A 19,376-nucleotide genomic window follows, 5' to 3' on the forward strand; every position below is an offset into this window, starting at 1 on the left:
TGGGTGTGATGTTGCTGGCGTCTAAATCGCTGACGCGTTTCGTGAATAACCATCCGACGGTTGTCGTCCTGTGTCTGAGCTTCCTGCTGATGATCGGCCTGAGCCTGATTGCAGAAGGATTTGGCTTCCATATTCCGAAAGGCTATCTGTACGCTGCGATTGGTTTCTCGATTCTGATTGAGTTGTTCAACCAGATTGCGCGCCGCAACTTCCTGAAAAGCCAGTCGAACCGTCCTATGCGTGAACGTACCGCCGAGGCGATTCAGCGTCTGATGGGCGGGAAACGTCAGAGTCAGAATGAAGATGAACCGGCGGGCGATGTGTTACCGGCGGGTGAGACGTTTGCTGAAGAAGAACGGCATATGATCACCGGCGTACTGACGCTGGCCTCGCGTACGCTGCGCAGTGTAATGACGCCGCGAACTGAAATTTCCTGGGTCGATTGTGAAAAGTCACCCGCCGAAATTCGCAGCCAGCTGCTCGACACGCCGCACAGTTTATTCCCTATCTGCCGCCATTCTCTGGATGATGTCATCGGGGTCGTTCGTGCGAAGGACCTGCTGGTTGCGCTGGAAAACGGTGAAAACATCGTGGCGTTTGCAGAAAAAACGCCGCCGATTGTGGTGCCTGAAACCATGGACGTCATCAATCTGCTTGCCGTTCTGCGTAAAGCGAAAGGCCGCCTGGTCGTGGTGAGTAATGAATTTGGTGTGATTCAGGGGCTGGTGACGCCGCTCGACGTGCTCGAAGCCATTGCTGGCGAGTTCCCGGACGAAGATGAAACGCCGGACGTTATTGCTGACGGTGAATCATGGATAGCCAAAGGCGGGACGGATTTGCATTTGCTACAGCAAATTCTCGACGTGAACACGCTGGTCAGCACTGACGATGATTTCGCTTCGCTGGCGGGGTTACTGCTGTCGAAGTCCGGGCAGATGCCGGTGGCGGGTGAGGTGATTGAAATGGCTTCGCTGCGCTTTGAAATTCTGGACTTGTCGGAATACCGCATCGAGCGCGTTCGCATTACACGGTTGAAGTCAGAGAATGACTGGGAACAGGAACAGTAACCAGTTCTGCTTCAGTGAAAACGGCGACTCCGGTCGCCGTTTTTTATGGTTTGAATTCAGTGTCAGGCTATCAGGCCGGTTTGGTTTCGTTCGGCGGCGTGATGATTTGAGTCGATTTTTTATAGCGCTCAAGCCAGACAGGGAACACTTCAATCGGCATTGGCCGGGCAAAATAGTAACCCTGCAATGAATCTACTTTGCGCTGCCGCAGATATTCCACCTGTTCACGCGTTTCCACCCCTTCGGCAATCAGCTTCAGATTCAGGCGTTGCGCCAGCGTAATGATGGTGTCGGTGACCGTCGCGTTAATCGCGTCCGTACCAATCGACGCTGTGAAGGCCTGATCAATTTTGAGTACGTCAGGGTTCAGTGTCTTGAGATAACTCAGCGAACTGTGACCGGTGCCGAAATCGTCAATGGCCAGCAGGATCCCCATTTCTTTCAGCTGTGAAATTTCTGCCGCGCGTAATTCCTGCAAACGTGTTCGTTCGGTCAGTTCCAGCATCAGGGATACCGAAGGCTGCGCCGGAAGCCAGATTTTGCGGATGTCATCCACAATTTCCATGTTATTAAAATGCTGCGCTGCGACATTAATACTGACGTAAAAACCGGGTGTGGCAGGGAACACTTCCAGGTTATTCGCAACCGTCTGAATCAGATATCGCGTAAGCGAAATGATCAACCCGTGCTGTTCAGCAAGCGGAATAAAGACATCGGGCGACACCCATTCCTGACGGCGATTTTTCCAGCGCATCAGGGTTTCTACGCCGATACAGCGGCCATCGGTACTGTTAATGATGGGCTGGCAGTAGACCTTAAATTCGCGGTGCGAAATCCCGTGACTGATCGGATAAGCCAGACTGATCCGGCTGCCGGAAAGCAGATAAACCGCGGTGGCGGTCAGCAGGCTGATTAATACAGAAAGGGGCAGATGAGATAACAGTTCACTCCAGGCTAAATCGCTGGCTTCTTCGCCATAAAGCGATACGGAAAAATCGTATTTATCAGAACTGACGCTCAGCAATGCTGGCTGCGGGAGGTGACTGCTTTCCACAATCTCGTCACTGCCGTATTCGAGATTTTGTCTTCCGACATTTAATACGATGTGGCTGGCGTAGGGGGGTTGCGGCTCAAGCAGAAAGTTCGAAAGGACACCGATGTTATAAACAAACAGCTCGCCGTTGAGATTATCCGGCGTGGTCGGTTGCCAGAGAACCAGCGTCGGCGCATCCACCTTGCTCCATTTTGACGCACGCAGATCTAGCTGAGTTTTACCCTGTGCCAGATTAGGCAGTGTTTTGTTGAAATTAAGATCTAAAGCCCCGATCAGGCTCGAACAGATGATGGTGCCATTACTGACCAGGCTGATGGATCGCAGCGTTTGCATACGGGCGACAGTTTGTTGCATGACCGGTTGCAGCGCGTTGCAGCTTAGCGTCTGGTCGATAGGAATCGCTCTTCCTGCGGGTGACGCAGGTTCAAGTAATTTCTCCAATTTTTCAACGGTGTGGATAGCCACGCGTTGTTGATCTTCTGCGATGACCTGAGCTTGTTCGTAAATGCGAATGCCAAGAGTCAGAAGCAATGTACATATCCCCATTGCGCAGGCAAGCGCAATGCGATAGTAACGATACTTCGCAAGACCGGTCTGGGAGAACAGCATCGTTCTAATCCTTTTATCCCGTGTTAAATGCAGGCTCAAAATTATTATTATTAAAGGTTTACCGATGCGTAACAGCCGTGTTGTTATTATTGATAGTAGCTGTAAATCGCCGGACGCTCTCCCTGAGTTATGGAAAACTCCCTAATTTTCCCGGCAAAAATCAAAGAAAATCCGTATCGGTGACGTTGTCACGTATGTTTTTCTGTACATTTTTTGCATGTATCTTCAGTGTATAGAGAGGTTCTCTGAACGGGAAAATCAGGCGGAAATCAGCATGCCGTACCTGCAGGGTATAATGCAAGTGTCACTACCATTATGTATTGATAATACAACAGGTTGTTGTTAGCGAAGGTTTTATTGCTACCGGCTCCCACCGGAGTGGTATTTCCTGCGGCAAGCGGGCCAAAAATGATGCAACCCGCCAGCCGCCTGGAGACGAAAAATCCTGCAAATGATTAGTCGCACTGAACCTTAATGGCTAAACCGCCGCGGGACGTTTCGCGGTACTTCGAGTTCATATCTTTGCCCGTTTCGTACATGGTCTCGATCACTTTATCCAGCGAAACGCGTGGCTCACTGGTCCGGCGCAAGGCCATGCGTGCGGCGTTGATGGCTTTTACGGAAGCAATCGCGTTACGTTCGATGCACGGAACCTGAACCTGCCCGGCAACCGGGTCGCAGGTTAAGCCCAGATTGTGTTCCATGCCAATTTCCGCTGCCACGCACACCTGCTCCGGGCTGCCGCCCAGCAGTTCTGTCAGGCCCGCCGCGGCCATAGAACAGGCCACGCCGACTTCGCCCTGACAGCCGACTTCCGCACCCGAAATCGACGCATTCATCTTGTAAAGAATGCCAATCGCGCCGGAGGTCAGGAAATAACGCAGGTAAATATCCGGGCTGACTGACTGAATAAACTGGTCATAATACGCCAGCACCGCCGGAACAATCCCGCAGGCGCCGTTCGTCGGCGCCGTCACCACACGCCCGCCGGCCGCATTTTCTTCGTTCACGGCCAGGGCAAACATGTTCACCCAGTCGATCACGTTCATCGGGTCATTAGACAGTTTATCGTTGGACACCAGCATTCTGCGCAAGGCAGACGCTCGACGCGGAACGCGAAGCGGGCCAGGCAGAACGCCTTCCGTATTCAGGCCACGGTCGATACAGGCCTGCATGGTGTGCCAGATTTTCTCGAAATACTGTTCGATGTCCTGTTTGCTGTGCTGGGCGAGCTCATTTTTCATCATCAAACCTGACAACGAAAGGCCGGTTTCCTTGCATTTGGCCAGCATTTCGCTGGCGGAATTGAAGCTGTAAGGGACCGTCACTTCATCAAGCACCGGCTGACCGAAATGCTCGTCATCGACAATAAAACCCCCACCGACGGAGTAGTAGGTTTTGCTGTAAATCATTTTGTCGCCCGCAAAGGCATGAATTTGCATCGCATTTTCATGGCGCGGTAAATTCTCACCGCGAAACACCATGCCGGTGTCACGGGGGAAATCGACTTCATGCTGAGTTTCACCCAGCGGCAGGCGCTGACGCTGCTCAACGTCGCGAATAAAATGGGGAATGCCGTCGATGTCGACGGTATCTGGCTGGTTACCCGCCAGACCTAAAATAATGGCGATATCTGTGTGGTGGCCCTTGCCTGTGAGAGACAGGGAACCAAAAACGTCCACGGCGACACGCGTAACGGCAGGCATCATGCCCTTTTCGAGCAGGTCATCAGCGAACTGTTTCCCGGCTTTCATCGGGCCCAAAGTATGGGAACTGGAAGGGCCAATCCCGACCTTGAACATGTCGAAAACGCTAATCACGTCGAATACTCCTGTAATGAATTACGGCAGGGAACGGGATCCCTGACAGCCACAACTCAACTTGTGGCTCAATCTATAGTTTAAAAGGCCTGAGGGGCAAAAGTTTCATTTTTCGCATGAAATAAACTTATTTGATGCAAAAGTGTGATCGGAATGTAATCAGCGGGCTCAGGCTTCAACCTGCCGGGCGAGCTGGCGGATGATCGCCGCCGTGAGTCCCCAGACAAATTGCTGCTGATACCAGGATAAATACACCCGGTGATGGATGCCTCTGCGATGAATATCCAGAGTGTGATAGCGGGCAAGATCAAACGCTTCCTGCAAGGGCATTTCAAACAGCTCGGCGACTTCATCCTCAGCCGGATGGAACGTAACATCGACCGGCAACAGCCCGACAACCGGCGTCACCTGGAAACCGCTGCTGCTGTCCTGCGGTGAAAGCGTGCCTAAAACGTGTACCTGTTCCGGCTCAATGGCGACTTCTTCCTGAGCTTCCCGCAGCGCGGTGGCAATAATTGAGGTATCCGTTGCATCGGCTGCGCCGCCGGGAAAGGCGACCTGACCGGGGTGTTTGCGCAGCTGATCGGAACGGCGCGTCAGTAAGATTGTCGGCTCTTTCCGGCAGATAATCGGAATTAAGACGGCGGCGTGACGGGTTCCGCGCAATGCGGGGGCAGGCATACGCGGTTGCTGCAACTGAAAACGCAGGATGAAATCTTCCACCGCGGGGGAAAAAGTCTGCACGGGTGCGTGTTGTTCCAGCAAAGTCACGGCTGAACGTCTCCTAACTGAGGCAGTATGCGGGCAATTTTATCGAACGTTTCCTGATATTCTGCCTGTTCCTGGCTGTCGGCCACAATCCCGCCGCCTGCCCAGCAGTAAATTTTCCCTTTCGCCGTCAGCAGCGTGCGGATGGTGATATTACTGTCCATCGTGCCGCAGCAACTGATGTATGCAATGCTGCCGCAGTAACCGTTGCGTCGCTGTGGCTCAAGCTCTTCGATGATTTCCATTGCGCGGACTTTCGGTGCACCGGTAATTGAGCCGCCAGGAAAACAGGCGCGCAGCAACGCACTGGCGTGGCACGCTTCCGGCAGTTCTGCGGTGATGGTACTTACAAGATGATGAACCGCAGGGAAAGGCTCGACTTTGAATAATTCGGGAACGCGCACGCTGCCCGGCGTGGCAACGCGGCCAATGTCATTTCGCAATAAATCGACGATCATCAGATTTTCCGCACGATCTTTTTCCGATGCCGCCAGACGCTCAGCCTGACGCACATCTTCTGCGGGATCCTCGCTGCGCGGCAACGTCCCTTTAATCGGGCGCGTCTGGATCTGATGGTCTTTCAGCCAGATGAAGCGTTCAGGCGACAGACTGATCACCGTATTTTCAGCTAAACGCAGAAACGCCGAGAAGGGGGCTCGATTTGCACTATTCAGCTGCAAAAATGCCTGCCACTCGTCGCCGGAATAGTGTGTCGAAAATCGCTGCGCGAGGTTAATCTGATAGCAATCACCACTGTGAATGTATTCCTGAATCTGGCGGAATTTTTCACCGTATGCCCCGCGGCTCATGTTGGACTGCCACGGCGCTTTCAGCCGGAAAGGTTGCGCGGCGGTGGCCTTCTGTTGCGCCAGCCAGTGCAGGCGGACGGAAACGTCATGGTGGCAAATCAGCATCACACGTTGCAGATGGTGATCGGCGATCAGCGCCCAGTCATAAATACCCACCGCCATATCCGGCAGGGCGATGTCCTGTTCTGCCGTGTCGGGCAGTGCCTCAATACGCCGTCCTAAATCATAGCCAAACAACCCGAGCGCGCCGCCCAGAAACGGAAAATCAGGCGAGCTTTCCGCCTGCAAACCGGATGCCGATAGGTATTCCTCCAGCAGGGCAAACGGATCGTCTTTCCGTGACGTCACTTCACCGTTTTGCTCAACCTGCGTGATCTCACCGCGCGTCGTCAGTGTGATCAGCGGATCCGCCACCAGAATATCAAAGCGGTTATGCTGATGCTGCGCAGAGCCGGAATGCAAAAGCATGGCCCACGGCAAAGCTGAGAGCGCAGAAAATTGTTCGGACAGCGCATCGGGATGATAAGGCAAAGTATGAAAATTTACGGAACGGGTGGATTGCATGGCAGGTAAGAGCTTCCGGGCGCAATTAAAACGTATTATAGCGCCGATCCTAACATAGATTCGGCTGCCTGAAAGCAGCACAGGCGATTTGCAGCAATAAGGCGTATACTGTGCAACCCCGCAGCCTGCGGGCCGATTTAACGTACAACAGGAATCTCCCATGCTGACAGGTATGCCTTCATTATCACATTCCGAACAAGAACAGGCCGCCGATCGTATCCGCCAGTTAATGGAAACCGGAATGAGCAGCGGCGAAGCCATTGCAACCGTTGCGGAAGAAATCCGTGAAACGCACAAAGGCGATCGCGTGACCGTTATCTTTGATGACGAAGACGAGTAAATTTCCGCTCTGATAAGCACATATCAGGCATAAAAAACCGGACCCTTTGCGGAGTCCGGTTTTTTTTCATCTTTATTCAGGCATCAGCCTTTAACGGTGACCGCCGCTGCGGCTTGTTTCGCCTGCTCAACCGCGTCTTCAACGTTCTCGGCAATCGCCAGCGCCACGCCCAGACGGCGTTTGCCGCTGATTTCCGGTTTACCGAACAGACGGATCTGATTGAAACCCGTCAGCGCGTTTTCCAGCCCGCTGAAAGAAACGTTGTTGCTGGTCAGTTCCGGCAGGATAACCGCGGAAGCCGACGGGCCGAACTGGCGGATTTTCCCGACCGGCAGACCTAAGAATGCGCGAACGTGCAGGGCGAACTCGGACAGATCCTGAGAAATCAGTGTGACCATTCCGGTATCGTGCGGACGCGGTGACACTTCGCTGAAAATCACTTCATCGCCACAGACAAACAGCTCAACGCCAAACAGCCCTTTGCCGCCCAGCGCCTTCACCACTTTTTCCGCGATATCTTTCGCGCGCTGCAATGCTAGTTCGGTCATTTGCTGTGGCTGCCAGGATTCACGGTAATCGCCATCTTCCTGACGGTGCCCGATTGGCGCGCAGAAATGAATGCCGTCAATGGCGCTGATAGTCAGCAGCGTAATTTCAAAATCAAACTTCACCAGACCTTCAACAATGACGCGTCCGCCACCGGCACGGCCACCTTGCTGGGCATAATCCCAGGCTGTTTGTAACTGCTCAGCGCTGCGGATGAGGCTCTGGCCTTTACCGGATGAACTCATCACCGGTTTGATGATGCACGGGTAACCGATTGCGTCTACGGCCTGACGGAAAGTCGCTTCGTCGTCAGCAAACTGATACGTCGATGTCGGAAGTTTCAGGGTTTCCGCGGCCAGACGACGGATGCCTTCACGGTTCATGGTCAGACGCGTCGCTTCGGCGCACGGCACCACGTTATGGCCCTGTTTTTCCAGCTCGACCAGCATGCTGGTGGCAATAGCTTCAATTTCCGGCACGATAAAATCAGGGCGTTCGTTTTCAATAACGGCTTTCAGCGCATCGCCATCGAGCATGTTAATAACATGGCTGCGGTGAGCGACCTGCATGGCGGGTGCATCCGCGTAGCGATCGACAGCGATCACTTCCAGACCCAGGCGCTGACATTCGATCGCCACTTCCTTACCCAGCTCGCCAGAGCCTAACAACATGACGCGGGTGGCGCCGGTGCGCAGTGCAGTACCAATGGTTAACATAGCTTCGTACCCAGATCTTTGATGAAGGAAAGTAAGAATTTCGGGCCGCAGTATATCTGAAATTATCGGGGACGAAAACGATTGCGCAGTGTGTTTGAAAAATTCCCTGCATATGTCAGAAGGGGATTTACAGGATTTTTTAAGCCGGTTTTCTGCTGTTTAAGGCAGTCTGCGGGCGTCTCTGTTATCATTTAGCAAACCATGGCGCCAGATCTTCTGCCGCTGCCCCGATTTTTGCCTCACATAAAGAGTTATCGCCTTGAGCACGCATTCCTTTTCTGTCCTGACATTGCCCGCTGAGCAACTTTCCAACCTGAATGAACTGGGTTACACCGAAATGACCCCGATTCAGGAAGCCTCTTTGCCCGCTATCCTGCAAGGTCAGGACGTCCGCGCCAAAGCCAAAACCGGCAGTGGTAAAACAGCCGCTTTCGGCATTGGTTTGCTGAACAGCATCACCGTTTCACAGTTTGTGGCGCAGGCGCTGGTGCTTTGTCCGACGCGCGAACTGGCCGATCAGGTCAGTAAAGAATTACGTCGTCTGGCGCGTTTTACCCAGAACATCAAAATCCTGACCCTTTGCGGTGGCCAGTCAATCGGCCCTCAGAACGAATCGCTGGTCCGTCAGCCACACATCGTGGTCGGCACGCCGGGCCGTATTCAGGAACACCTGCGCAAAGGCACGCTGAAGCTGGATGATCTGAAAGTGCTGGTACTCGATGAAGCCGACCGCATGCTGGACATGGGTTTTAGTGAAGATATCGAAGATGTGGTCAGCTATACGCCGCAAACCCGCCAGACGCTGCTGTTCTCCGCGACGTATCCGGACGGCATTGAACGCATCAGCTCCAAATTCCAGCGCGAACCGCTGAAAGTGGAAATTGAAGGCGAAGATGATGTGGCAGACATCAAGCAGGTGTTTATCGAAGCGGATAAACATCAGCGTTTATCCCTGCTGGCGGCGGTGTTGTACCAGCATCAGCCGACATCGTGCGTGGTGTTCTGCAATACCAAGCGTGACTGCCAGGAAGTGTGTGACGCGCTGGCGGCCAAAGGGATCAGTGCGCTGGCGCTGAACGGCGACCTCGAGCAGCGTGACCGTGACCGTGTACTGGTGCGTTTCTCCAATGGCAGCTGCCGTGTGCTGGTCGCAACCGACGTTGCGGCGCGCGGGCTGGACATCAAACAGTTAGGTCTGGTCATCAACTATGAACTGTCTTTCGACCCGGAAGTTCACGTTCACCGTGTAGGCCGTACAGGGCGTGCGGGAACCAGCGGTCTGGCGGTCAGTCTGGTGACTCCGCAGGAAATGCCACGCGTAACGGCGCTGGAAGATTACACCCGTCAGCGGTTCACCTGGCAACCTGCCGCGCAGGCGCTGGCGGCAACGCCGGTGGCGCTGGATGCTGAAATGGCCACGCTGTGTATCGACGGTGGTCGTAAAGCCAAAATCCGTCCCGGCGATATTCTCGGCGCGCTGACCGGCGATGCCGGGCTGACCGCGGCAGAAGTCGGTAAAATTGATATGTTCCCGATCCACGCTTACGTTGCTATCCGTCAGAAGAGTGCGAAGAAAGCCCTGCAACGCCTGCTGGAAGGGAAAATCAAAGGCAAAAACTGCAAAGCGATTATTTTGCGCTAAAAGAGTTATATCGCGTTTTGCATTGTTCGTCTGATTGTTAATGTTGTGTTATTGGCTTGTTGATGATTATATTGTCTGACACAAGTGATGACCTTTCGGTTTGTATGGTTATTGTTCCGGCAAGGTCAGCGTAATAAAAGACAAAGACTGGGAAGACGAACGATGAAAAAGATAATCTTGAGCGCGGTAATGGCAGTCGCAGGAATGAGCGGTCTGGTCCAGACTGCTCAGGCCGATGAGCCTGAAGTGAGAACGGCGACGGTCACACCTTGCGCGAATGCGACGAAAGATGAACTCGCGGCGCTGGTGAAACGCGATTTTCTGCAAAACCGCATTCCGCGCTGGGATGCTGATAAAAAAGCGCTCGGCACCTCAACGCCGGTTGCATGGGTTGATGCCGGCAGCATCACCGGTGATAACAAGAAATGGGATATCCCGCTGAAAGTCCGCGGTGATCATGCCGACAAGACCTACGACGTCACGCTTAACTGCCAGCTCGGTGAAATCAGTTACAGCACGCCGGTCTGAGTTTTTCCCCTGCGCCCGCAACCCCTGACGGGCGCACATTCCCGCTAATTCCCGCACATTCCGTCTCTTGGTTTCCCCGTCTAAACCTGTCACTCTTGTCACACCATAAAGAGGACAAAGAGATCCGAGATGATGACACCTCCAAAGGCTGAAAAACGCCCGCAAACACTGAGCGTACACGGGGATGACCGTGTCGATAATTACTACTGGCTGCGTGACGATGACCGCGCCGATCCTCAGGTTCTGGCGTATCTGACGGCAGAAAACGAATACACCGATCAGGCGATGCTGCCGCATCAGGCGCTGCGTGAAACGCTTTACGGGGAAATGGTCGCGCGCATTGCGCAGCAGGATCACTCCGTTCCTTACGTCAAACACGGCTACCGTTATCAGACCCGCTACGAGCCGGGCAACGAATACGCAATTTATCTGCGTCAGCCCGCCGCCGAACATGAACAATGGCAGACGCTGATCGACGGAAATGAACGTGCCAGCGATGGCGAGTTTTATACGCTGGGCGGCTTAGACATTAGCCCGGACAATAAACTCATGGCCGTGGCCGAAGATTTCCTGTCCCGCCGCCAGTACGACATTCGCATTAAAAATCTGGATGATGAAACCTGGACTGACGATCTGCTGAAAAACACTTCCGGCAGCAGCGAATGGGCAAACGATTCTCAGACGCTGTATTACGTTCGTAAGCATAAGAAAACGTTGCTGCCGTATCAGGTTTACCGCCACGTCGTCGGCACAGATCCGAAAACGGACAAACTGGTTTACGAAGAAAAAGACGACACGTTTTACGTCGGGCTGGATAAAACCACCTCAGAAAAATACATCCTGATCCACCTCGACAGCACCACGACGTCCGAGATCCTGCTGCTGGATGCCGATGATCCGCAGGCGACGCCGAAAGTGTTCCTGTCGCGCCGTAAAGATCATGAATACGCGCTCGATCATTATCTGGACCACTTCTATATCCGTTCGAACAAAGACGGTAAAAACTTTGGTCTCTATAAAAGTGTAAACGCCACCGAGCCGCAGTGGCAGACGCTGATCGCACCGCGCATTGAAGTCATGCTCGAAGGTTTTAGTTTGTTCCGCGACTGGCTGGTGGTAGAAGAACGCCATCAGGGGCTGACGCAGCTACGCCAGATCCACTGGACCAGCGGTGAGGAAAAATCACTGGCATTTGATGACCCTACGTATACCACCTGGTTGGCGTACAACCCGGAACCGGATACGTCGTTGCTGCGTTACGGCTACTCGTCGATGACCATGCCAAGTTCGCTCTTTGAGCTGGATCTCGACACGCATGACCGTACGTTGCTCAAACAGCAGGAAGTGAAAGATTTTGATGCGACGAATTACCGCAGCGAACGCGTCTGGGTCACAGCGCGCGACGGCGTGAAAGTCCCGGTTTCACTGGTTTACCGCCGTGAATTGTTCAAGCCAAACACAAATCCGTTACTGGTTTACGGCTACGGCTCTTACGGCAGCAGCATGGATCCGGCTTTCAGCGGCAGCCGCCTGAGCCTTCTCGACAGAGGCTTTGTTTTCGCACTGGCCCATATCCGTGGCGGCGCAGAACTGGGCCAGCAATGGTATGACGATGGCAAACTGTTTAACAAACTCAACACGTTCCACGATTTCATCGATGTAACAAAAGAACTGGTGGCTGAAGGTTACGGCGATGCAGGGCAGGTTTACGCGATGGGCGGCAGCGCCGGTGGTTTGCTGATGGGCGCGGTAATTAATCAGGCTCCAGATTTATTCCACGGCATCGTTGCACAGGTTCCTTTTGTCGACGTTGTCACCACCATGCTCGATGAGTCAATTCCGCTGACGACCGGCGAGTATGACGAGTGGGGTAATCCTAACGACAAAGCGTATTACGACTATATGTTGCAATACAGCCCGTATGATCAGGTGCGTGCGCAGGCTTATCCGCACATGCTGGTGACTACCGGTTTGCATGATTCACAGGTGCAATACTGGGAACCGGCGAAGTGGGTTGCGAAACTGCGTGATGTCAAAACTGACGACAATCAGCTGCTGATGCACACGGATATGGATTCCGGCCACGGAGGTAAATCTGGGCGCTTCAAGGCTTACGAAGATATCGCGCTGGAATATGCCTTTGTTCTGTCGCTGGCAGCGAAAAAATAACAGGTTCCCCCCGAAATAATTCAAGTCGCAGGAAGGCGGCAAGTGAGCGCAGCTAACGCATCTGCGGCTTGAAGTATGAGGGGGAATAAAAAAACCCGCGTTCAGCGGGTTTATTCTACGAAGGAACTTTATCAGGCAGCTGCTTTCTTGGCTTTTTTCTCAGCCTTCTTCTCAGCAGGGGTCTTCAGTGGCTTTTTCTTCGCATTTTTTTTGCTATCCATTCCTTTACTCATAATCGCCTCTCTTTAAAGCTGGTGGATTGGGTTGCTCAGCTATTTACTGCCTATTTCGTGTCAGTTGCAAGCAGCTTTGTACGATTTCTTTTGTCATCTTCGCAGTTTTCGTTTCACGGGCAGCAAGCTTGCAAGCTAAATTGCGTGATAAGTATGCGAACAGCATATGAAATAACGATTTTTGGTCATAACAACTTGTCGCGGCGGAACCGATGCGCTGTTATTAACAGGCGAGCACATCAATCAATACACTGGCCGAATAGAACAGGAAATGTCATGCCAAAATTAAAAGGGTTGTATCCGCCTCTGGAAGCGTATGCCAGCGGCATGCTTGATACGGGCGATGGACACCAGATTTACTGGGAACGCAGCGGAAACCCGGAAGGTAAACCAGCGGTATTTCTGCACGGCGGGCCGGGCGGGGGCTGCTCATCGGTTCACCGGCAACTTTTTGATCCCAATGATTATGACGTCATGCTGTTTGACCAGCGTGGCTGCGGGCGTTCAAAACCTCACGCCAGTCTTGACAACAACACGACCTGGCATCTGGTCGAAGACATTGAACGCTTGCGTAAATTAGCGGGTGTCGAGAAATGGCTGGTGTTTGGCGGTTCGTGGGGATCAACGCTCGCACTTGCTTATGCTGAAACGCATCCTGAACGTGTCAGCGAAATGGTTCTGCGCGGTATTTTTACCCTGCGTAAGCAGGAACTGACCTGGTATTACCAGGATGGCGCATCCCGTTTCTTCCCTGAAAAATGGCAGCGTATTTTGTCGATTTTAGATGATGAGGAACGCAAGGATGTCATCGCCGCCTATCGTGCACGCCTGACGTCGGCAGATCTCGCCGTTCAGCTGGAAGCCGCGAAAATCTGGAGCTTGTGGGAAGGGGAGACTGTGACGCTTCTGCCTGCGGAAGGTTCGTCATCTTTCGGCGAGGATGACTTCGCGCTGGCGTTTGCCCGCATCGAAAACCATTACTTCACGCATCTGGGTTTTCTGGACAGCGACGATCAGCTTTTGCGCAATGTAGATCGCATCCGCCATATTCCCGCCGTTATTGTCCACGGCCGCTACGATATGGCCTGTCAGGTGCAAAACGCCTGGGACCTGGCACAGATCTGGCCGGAAGCGGAACTGCACATCATCGAAGGGGCAGGGCATTCGTTTGACGAGCCTGGGATCCTCGATCAATTGATCCGTACTAACCAGCGTTTCGCCACCCGGCGTTAACGTTTTCTGTGCTCCCGTTTACCCGCAAAGCCGTCGCTTATTTTTGCTTAGGTTCGTAAGGTAAACGGGAAAATTTATGTGATTCCCCGCGATAAAACATGACCCGTTCACGAAAGTAAGTGCGCAAATGCGCAGGTTGCTCGCGTTCAGCCATCTCAGCCACAACAGGCATATTGTAACGTTCCTTAAAAGCGACAGCTGATGCGGCGAGATCGACGTTAATGCGGTCCATCTCGTCTTTGCTGATTTCGGCCAGATTGATGCTCATTGTTGTTTCCTGCTAAACCATTTCGCCGCATTGTACCCGACACCCTGCGCAGGGTGAATGTTGTCTTTAGAATTTTATTATCCCCTGTGTTGTTGGCGCGATTCCCTGGTGTTATTGAGTAAATAAGAATTATTCCCGAAATCTAAGTGATAATTATATTCAACTGAAAGAGTAAAGCAGGGTATTTAAATAAGAATGATTCTTTTTAATAACATCCTTTATGTTAATGATTATCATTAGTGCATATTTTAATGAAAATAAATTTCATTAAATTCAATGTGTTAATTTATATTGTTGCCTGCATGATTAATAATGTGAATCGGGTGTTTTTATTTTGTATTGATGCGGGCATAATGCGGGTAAATAACCCCATTCATCTGCCTTAATTTATTTTATGGAGCCGTATCATGCTTAAAAAAGAAATGATCGACCAGCTGAACGAACAGCTGAACCTCGAGTTTTACTCTGCCAATTTATATTTGCAGATGAGTGCATGGTGCAGCGATAAAGGCTACGAAGGCGCAGCGGCGTTCCTGAAACAGCACTCCATGGAGGAAATGGATCACATGCATCGCCTGTTCAAATACGTCAGCGATACCGGCGCATTACCTCTGCTGGGCGCGATTGCTGCTCCGCCGGTGTCGTTTGAATCTCTGACTGATTTGTTCAAACAAACCTATGAGCATGAGCAACTGATCACCCAGAAAATCAACGAACTGGCCGATTTGTCCATGACGCTGAAAGACTATTCTTCTTTCAACTTCCTGCAATGGTACGTTGCTGAACAGCATGAAGAAGAAACGTTGTTCAAATCCGTTCTCGATAAACTGGCTCTGGTCAGCAACACCGGTAACGGCCTGTTCTTCGTGGATAAAGACCTGAAGAACATGGTTGCACAGGCTCCGGCAGGCTAATTTTCCTGTGGTTGTGGTTCATAAAAACGCAGAGTGCTCAGGCCTCTGCGTTTTTTTATGTTTTTTTGACAAACGTTTTGGAGCGGTTTGCGATAAAGTGACGGCGTTATAAATTCATCGTTAAGCAAGCCAAGGAATTATCGTGTTCAAAAAAACCACTTCTCTTTGCCGTGCACTGGCAGTCTCAGCTGTTTTGCTGGGCGGATTTATCTCACAGCAGGCTTCTGCCCACGCACACCTGAAAACAGAAACGCCCGCCGCCGACACCGTTGTCACCGTCAGCCCGTCCGAATTGTCACTGGGCTTTAGCGAAGGCATCGAACCTAATTTCAGCAAAATTACGCTGACCGACGCAGAAAATAAAACCGTTAAAACCGGTTCTATGACGCTCGCGGCGAATGACAATACTCAGGCGGTTCTCCCGCTTCCGGAAACGCTGAAGTCGGGTAAATACCTGGTAACGTGGAGCGTTGTCTCCGTTGATGGTCATAAAACACACGGTCAGTACAGCTTTACCGTTAAATAAACGATGAGCCTGACTGCCATGTTTGTCCTGTGCCGGTTTGTCCACTTTGCTTCACTAATGCAAATTTTTGGGTTGAGCGTCTTTTGCTCCTTACTGGCACCCCAGGGCTTTTCTGCCGTATTGCTGCGTAAAAATCAGTCTCTGATGATGTGGTCCGGCATTCTGGCGGCGGTGACGTCGGTGGGAATGCTCGCAATTCAGGCCGCGCAGATGGGAAACGGTTGGGGTGACGGGCTGAACCTGAACGTCTGGCTGCTGGTGCTCACGACGTCGTTTGGTGACGTCTGGCGGTGGCATCTTTTACTGACGGCAGCATTATTGCTGGTCATGCTGATGGACTGGTTGCCGGAACGCAACGTGATCATCTTTTTGTGCGCCCTCGGTTTACTGATGAGCCAGGCGCTGATCGGCCATGCGGCGATGCATGATGGCGCGCTGGGGCTGTTACATCGGACTAATCATGTCGTGCATCTGCTCAGCGCGGCTTACTGGTTCGGATGCTTATACCCGCTGCTGACCTGCATGTTATATACGCGACAACCTGCGACACGCCCTTATGCGATTGCCACGCTTATCCGGTTTTCGGTCTGGGGCCACGCCGCCGTCGCGCTGGTTATCCTGACCGGTATTCTGAATACCGTGATTGTTTTGCAACGCTGGCCGGTCGATATGACCTCGCTTTATCAGCGTCTTCTGGTCATCAAAGTGGCGCTGGTCGGGATCATGTGCGGGATCGCCATTTTCAACCGTTACCGGCTGGTGCCGTTAATGGGTAAACAGCCGGAGCTGGCCCAGCGCCATTTCATCATGATGACGTGGCTCGAATGGGGGCTGGCGTTATTGGTTTTACTGGCGGTGAGCTGGTTTGCGACACTTGCACCGGGCTGAAAAGCATGAAGAATTTACTATTTACTGAGGAAAAATCATGAGGAAAACACTGCTCGCCTGCGTATTGCTAACCTTATCTGCCAGCAGTTTTGCGGCGCCGCAGGTTGAAACGATCAGTCGCCTGCAATATGGCAAAGCCTGGGCTTTTACGCGTGAAGAAGTCATGCTGCAATGCCGTCCCGGTAACGCGCTATATATCATTAACGACAGTACACTGGCGCAATATCCTCTGAACGACGTCGCCAAAGAGCAGGTTAAAAACCGCCAGGTTCAGGCCGTGCCGCTGGAGAAAATCTGGCTAGACGATCCGGCTAATCCGGGGCAAAAAATGAGCCTCGCGCCGTTTATCGCCAAAGCCGAGACGCTTTGCTGAATCGCCGTGCAGCCGGTAACTGCCTGATGTTAATCCTATGTTTTGCGTATGTTGTCACACAATGAGAATAATACATCATTGTTATTATCACTATGTTTCAAACTGAGTGGAAAATAGTCAGGCCTCGGCTACTCTTTAAGTTGTACGGCTTAACCGCCTGCATTAATGCCAACTTTTAGCGCACGGCTCTCTCCCAAGAGCCATTTCCCTAGACCGAATATAGGAATCGTATTCGGTCTTTTTTTTGCCTGTTTTTTAAATCAGTAAGTTACACCTCTTCCTGCTTTTTCCATAACTGCAAATGAGCTCTTTTAGCCGTAGCCTATTCCCAGTGGATTTCGCCAGTCATTCAAGCAGTTTTGCACGCGTCCAGGGTTGTTTACCTGTGATTTGCGTGGCGATATGTTCGATGAATTGCTGCGTGGATGCTTTCTTGCCAAAGCTCATCAGGGACAGAGGAAGAATAAGAAGAATAACTAATGGAGTGAATGTGAAATAGTGCATGTCACGGCTGCGTTGTGTATACAAAAAGATTCCGCTGCAAAGACTGCCGAGGATTAACCCTGAGATCACTTCACTGACGGAATGAGCATGCAGTGCGACCCGGCTGATACCCACCATAATGGCAATAAAATACCCAACAGCAATCATCAGCCTGCGTCTGTCGGGGTGAAAACGTTGGCTTATCAGCCAGAACATCACCGGCCATAAAGTGGCAGACATCGTGGTATGTCCGCTGAAGCCTGTAAAATTAAATGTACTGCTGCCAATGCCCCAGGCGAGAAACAGGAGTTTTGAAATGCTCACTGCAAGACCCGAAATCCCCAGAGTAATCAGCCAAATTAATGCCGTGGCCGGGCCATCAGCTTTCCACAGCATAAATAAAGCGAGGGTTATTCCGGTAGGTAAAATGAGCATACTGTCGCCAAAATAGGTCAGGATATTCCAAAGCAAGACGTAGCCCTCGAAGATAAATAATAAATTCTTCTAAAGAATCAATCGGAAAGTGTATCAGCAGAGGGTTTTTAACCAAAAGGGATTAGCTTCTCTCACTCCATTTTCAGACTGCAACCCGATTTTTACAGGATTACACGCTTTGTAAACCTGGTAATACAGTCCTAATTTATTGTATTACTTGAAATAATTATTGTTTGTATTGCAGTTAGGGAGTGACCGTTTTAACTTTGATATTCCACCACAATGAGAGGAAAGGAAAATGAAAGCTGCTGTTGTCAATAAAGACCATTCTGTTGATGTCGTTGAGAAAACTCTGCGTGCATTGGAGCATGGTGAAGCACTTTTACAGATGGAGTGCTGTGGTGTTTGTCATACGGATTTACATGTAAAAAATGGGGATTTTGGTGACAAGACTGGCGTGATCCTTGGCCATGAAGGCATTGGTATCGTTAAGAAAATTGGTCCGGGTGTGACTGCGCTGAAAGTGGGTGATCGCGCGAGCGTCGCCTGGTTCTTTAAAGGCTGCGGACATTGCGAGTACTGTACCACCGGCAATGAAACACTCTGTCGTCAGGTTGTGAATGCGGGTTATACCGCGGACGGTGGCATGGCTGAAGAATGTATCGTTTCAGCAGATTATGCAGTGAAAGTGCCGGATGGTCTGGAATCCGCTGCAGCCAGCAGTGTGACTTGCGCAGGCGTAACAACGTATAAAGCTGTGAAAGTTTCAGGTATCCAACCGGGTAAATGGATTGCCATTTATGGATTGGGTGGCCTGGGAAATCTGGCGTTGCAATATGCTAAGAATGTGTTTAATGCAAAAGTTATTGCAATTGATGTGAACGATCTGCAATTAGAGTTTGCTGCCGAAATGGGCGCAGATTTGACCATCAATATGCTAAAAGACGATGCTGCAAAGATCATTCAGGAAAAAGTGGGGGGTGCTCACGCCGCAGTTGTCACGGCAACAGCGAAATCGGCATTCAATTCTGCCGTTGATGCCATGCGTGCCGGTGGACGTATCGTCGCAGTGGGGTTGCCTCCTGAATCCATGAGTCTGAACATTCCGCGTCTGGTTCTGGACGGTATTCAGGTTGTCGGTTCGCTGGTTGGCACACGTGAGGATTTGGCGGAAGCATTCCAGTTTGCCGCAGAAGGTAAAGTCGTACCAAAAGTCACTAAACGTCCATTGGGTGATATCAATGCTATTTTCCGCGAAATGGAACAAGGCAAAATTAAAGGCAGAATGGTGATCGATTTTACGCATAAGTAAAATTTCCATCATGTGAGTGGCGCTGCTGGAAATACTACGGCGTCACTCATGGCATATCATCGTGATAATGTCAGTGATT

At 51.7% G+C, this 19,376-nt stretch carries 18 protein-coding genes; 11 read left to right on the forward strand and 7 right to left on the reverse strand.

The annotated features are described in order from the left end of the window. A partial coding sequence (locus tag J8X26_RS16805; RefSeq protein WP_208951453.1) for a transporter associated domain-containing protein occupies positions 1–1,067 on the forward strand: 1,067 nt, incomplete at its 5' end. Between the two features lie 70 nt (positions 1,068–1,137). Here J8X26_RS16805 and J8X26_RS16810 read toward each other — a convergent pair. From J8X26_RS16810 to pabB, 4 genes are all read right to left on the reverse strand, one after another. Continuing rightward, positions 1,138–2,730 (reverse strand): EAL domain-containing protein, encoded by a 1,593-nt coding sequence (locus J8X26_RS16810; protein ID WP_152325651.1) that lies wholly within the window; start codon positions 2,728–2,730, stop codon positions 1,138–1,140. Between the two features lie 455 nt (positions 2,731–3,185). Then, on the reverse strand, positions 3,186–4,550 hold the full coding sequence (locus J8X26_RS16815; protein WP_152325652.1) for an L-serine ammonia-lyase: 1,365 nt from the start codon (positions 4,548–4,550) through the stop codon (positions 3,186–3,188). A 168-nt stretch (positions 4,551–4,718) separates the two neighbouring features. After that, complete coding sequence (locus J8X26_RS16820; RefSeq protein ID WP_208951454.1) at positions 4,719–5,321, reverse strand: CoA pyrophosphatase; 603 nt, start codon at positions 5,319–5,321, stop codon at positions 4,719–4,721. Then, on the reverse strand, positions 5,318–6,691 hold the full coding sequence (pabB, locus tag J8X26_RS16825; RefSeq protein ID WP_208951455.1) for an aminodeoxychorismate synthase component 1: 1,374 nt from the start codon (positions 6,689–6,691) through the stop codon (positions 5,318–5,320). The genes J8X26_RS16820 and pabB overlap by 4 nt, the downstream gene beginning before the upstream one ends. 160 nt (positions 6,692–6,851) lie before the next feature. Here pabB and J8X26_RS16830 point away from each other — a divergent pair, with 160 nt between their 5' ends. Continuing rightward, positions 6,852–7,031, forward strand: a complete 180-nt coding sequence (locus tag J8X26_RS16830; RefSeq protein ID WP_101077138.1) for a YoaH family protein — start codon at positions 6,852–6,854, stop codon at positions 7,029–7,031. A gap of 83 nt (positions 7,032–7,114) precedes the next feature. Here J8X26_RS16830 and purT read toward each other — a convergent pair whose 3' ends face one another. Further along, a complete protein-coding gene (gene purT, locus J8X26_RS16835) occupies positions 7,115–8,293 on the reverse strand; it encodes a formate-dependent phosphoribosylglycinamide formyltransferase (protein WP_208951456.1) in 1,179 nt (392 codons plus the stop codon). 259 nt (positions 8,294–8,552) lie between these two features. Between purT and dbpA the strand changes: the two genes are divergently transcribed. The 4 genes from dbpA (at position 8,553) to pip (ending at position 14,098) form a co-directional block, all read left to right on the forward strand. Beyond that, on the forward strand, positions 8,553–9,935 hold the full coding sequence (gene dbpA, locus J8X26_RS16840) for an ATP-dependent RNA helicase DbpA (protein ID WP_152325656.1): 1,383 nt from the start codon (positions 8,553–8,555) through the stop codon (positions 9,933–9,935). Between the two features lie 162 nt (positions 9,936–10,097). Further along, positions 10,098–10,463 (forward strand): protein YebF, encoded by a 366-nt coding sequence (gene yebF, locus J8X26_RS16845; RefSeq protein WP_152325657.1) that lies wholly within the window; start codon positions 10,098–10,100, stop codon positions 10,461–10,463. 129 nt (positions 10,464–10,592) lie between these two features. Next, positions 10,593–12,632: a S9 family peptidase gene (locus tag J8X26_RS16850; RefSeq protein WP_208951457.1), complete on the forward strand. Its 2,040-nt coding sequence runs from the start codon at positions 10,593–10,595 to the stop codon at positions 12,630–12,632. Positions 12,633–13,141: 509 nt separating this feature from the next. Further along, positions 13,142–14,098 carry a prolyl aminopeptidase gene (gene pip, locus J8X26_RS16855; protein ID WP_152325659.1) on the forward strand — a complete coding sequence of 319 codons (957 nt, stop codon included), beginning with the start codon at positions 13,142–13,144 and terminating at the stop codon, positions 14,096–14,098. Positions 14,099–14,135: 37 nt separating this feature from the next. Here pip and J8X26_RS16860 read toward each other — a convergent pair whose 3' ends face one another. Continuing rightward, positions 14,136–14,366 (reverse strand): DNA polymerase III subunit theta, encoded by a 231-nt coding sequence (locus J8X26_RS16860; protein ID WP_152325660.1) that lies wholly within the window; start codon positions 14,364–14,366, stop codon positions 14,136–14,138. 407 nt (positions 14,367–14,773) lie between these two features. Here J8X26_RS16860 and ftnA point away from each other — a divergent pair, with 407 nt between their 5' ends. The 4 genes from ftnA to J8X26_RS16880 all read left to right on the forward strand — a co-directional run bounded on the left by ftnA (position 14,774) and on the right by J8X26_RS16880 (position 17,067). Beyond that, positions 14,774–15,280, forward strand: coding sequence for a non-heme ferritin (gene ftnA / locus J8X26_RS16865; protein WP_095921401.1), 507 nt, complete (start codon positions 14,774–14,776; stop codon positions 15,278–15,280). A gap of 139 nt (positions 15,281–15,419) precedes the next feature. After that, entirely contained in the window at positions 15,420–15,806 is a 387-nt protein-coding gene (gene copC, locus J8X26_RS16870) for a copper homeostasis periplasmic binding protein CopC (RefSeq protein WP_374101288.1), read from the forward strand. A 3-nt stretch (positions 15,807–15,809) separates the two neighbouring features. After that, complete coding sequence (gene copD, locus J8X26_RS16875; protein ID WP_208951459.1) at positions 15,810–16,694, forward strand: copper homeostasis membrane protein CopD; 885 nt, start codon at positions 15,810–15,812, stop codon at positions 16,692–16,694. A 37-nt stretch (positions 16,695–16,731) separates the two neighbouring features. Next, a complete protein-coding gene (locus J8X26_RS16880; RefSeq protein WP_152325663.1) occupies positions 16,732–17,067 on the forward strand; it encodes a YebY family protein in 336 nt (111 codons plus the stop codon). Between the two features lie 345 nt (positions 17,068–17,412). On the opposite strand, the gene J8X26_RS16885 is transcribed toward J8X26_RS16880, so the two are convergent. Continuing rightward, entirely contained in the window at positions 17,413–18,021 is a 609-nt protein-coding gene (locus J8X26_RS16885; protein ID WP_208951460.1) for a phosphatase PAP2 family protein, read from the reverse strand. A gap of 262 nt (positions 18,022–18,283) precedes the next feature. Here J8X26_RS16885 and adhP point away from each other — a divergent pair, with 262 nt between their 5' ends. Beyond that, complete coding sequence (gene adhP, locus J8X26_RS16890; protein WP_152325665.1) at positions 18,284–19,297, forward strand: alcohol dehydrogenase AdhP; 1,014 nt, start codon at positions 18,284–18,286, stop codon at positions 19,295–19,297. Positions 19,298–19,376: the final 79 nt, after the last annotated feature.

It is taken from the genome of Rahnella sp. ChDrAdgB13 (assembly GCF_017655185.1).
In the GTDB taxonomy this organism is placed as follows: domain Bacteria; phylum Pseudomonadota; class Gammaproteobacteria; order Enterobacterales; family Enterobacteriaceae; genus Rahnella; species Rahnella contaminans.

What these genes read in the sequence shown, in the direction of transcription:
- J8X26_RS16810 (WP_152325651.1), bottom strand. Translation starts at nt 2,730, where the DNA reads ATGCTGTTCTCCCAGACCGGTCTTGCGAAGTATCGTTACTATCGCATT.
- pabB (WP_208951455.1), bottom strand. Translation starts at nt 6,691, where the DNA reads ATGCAATCCACCCGTTCCGTAAATTTTCATACTTTGCCTTATCATCCC.
- J8X26_RS16830 (WP_101077138.1), top strand. Translation starts at nt 6,852, where the DNA reads ATGCTGACAGGTATGCCTTCATTATCACATTCCGAACAAGAACAGGCC.
- purT (WP_208951456.1), bottom strand. Translation starts at nt 8,293, where the DNA reads ATGTTAACCATTGGTACTGCACTGCGCACCGGCGCCACCCGCGTCATG.
- yebF (WP_152325657.1), top strand. Translation starts at nt 10,098, where the DNA reads ATGAAAAAGATAATCTTGAGCGCGGTAATGGCAGTCGCAGGAATGAGC.
- J8X26_RS16850 (WP_208951457.1), top strand. Translation starts at nt 10,593, where the DNA reads ATGATGACACCTCCAAAGGCTGAAAAACGCCCGCAAACACTGAGCGTA.
- pip (WP_152325659.1), top strand. Translation starts at nt 13,142, where the DNA reads ATGCCAAAATTAAAAGGGTTGTATCCGCCTCTGGAAGCGTATGCCAGC.
- J8X26_RS16860 (WP_152325660.1), bottom strand. Translation starts at nt 14,366, where the DNA reads ATGAGCATCAATCTGGCCGAAATCAGCAAAGACGAGATGGACCGCATT.
- ftnA (WP_095921401.1), top strand. Translation starts at nt 14,774, where the DNA reads ATGCTTAAAAAAGAAATGATCGACCAGCTGAACGAACAGCTGAACCTC.
- copD (WP_208951459.1), top strand. Translation starts at nt 15,810, where the DNA reads ATGAGCCTGACTGCCATGTTTGTCCTGTGCCGGTTTGTCCACTTTGCT.
- J8X26_RS16880 (WP_152325663.1), top strand. Translation starts at nt 16,732, where the DNA reads ATGAGGAAAACACTGCTCGCCTGCGTATTGCTAACCTTATCTGCCAGC.
- adhP (WP_152325665.1), top strand. Translation starts at nt 18,284, where the DNA reads ATGAAAGCTGCTGTTGTCAATAAAGACCATTCTGTTGATGTCGTTGAG.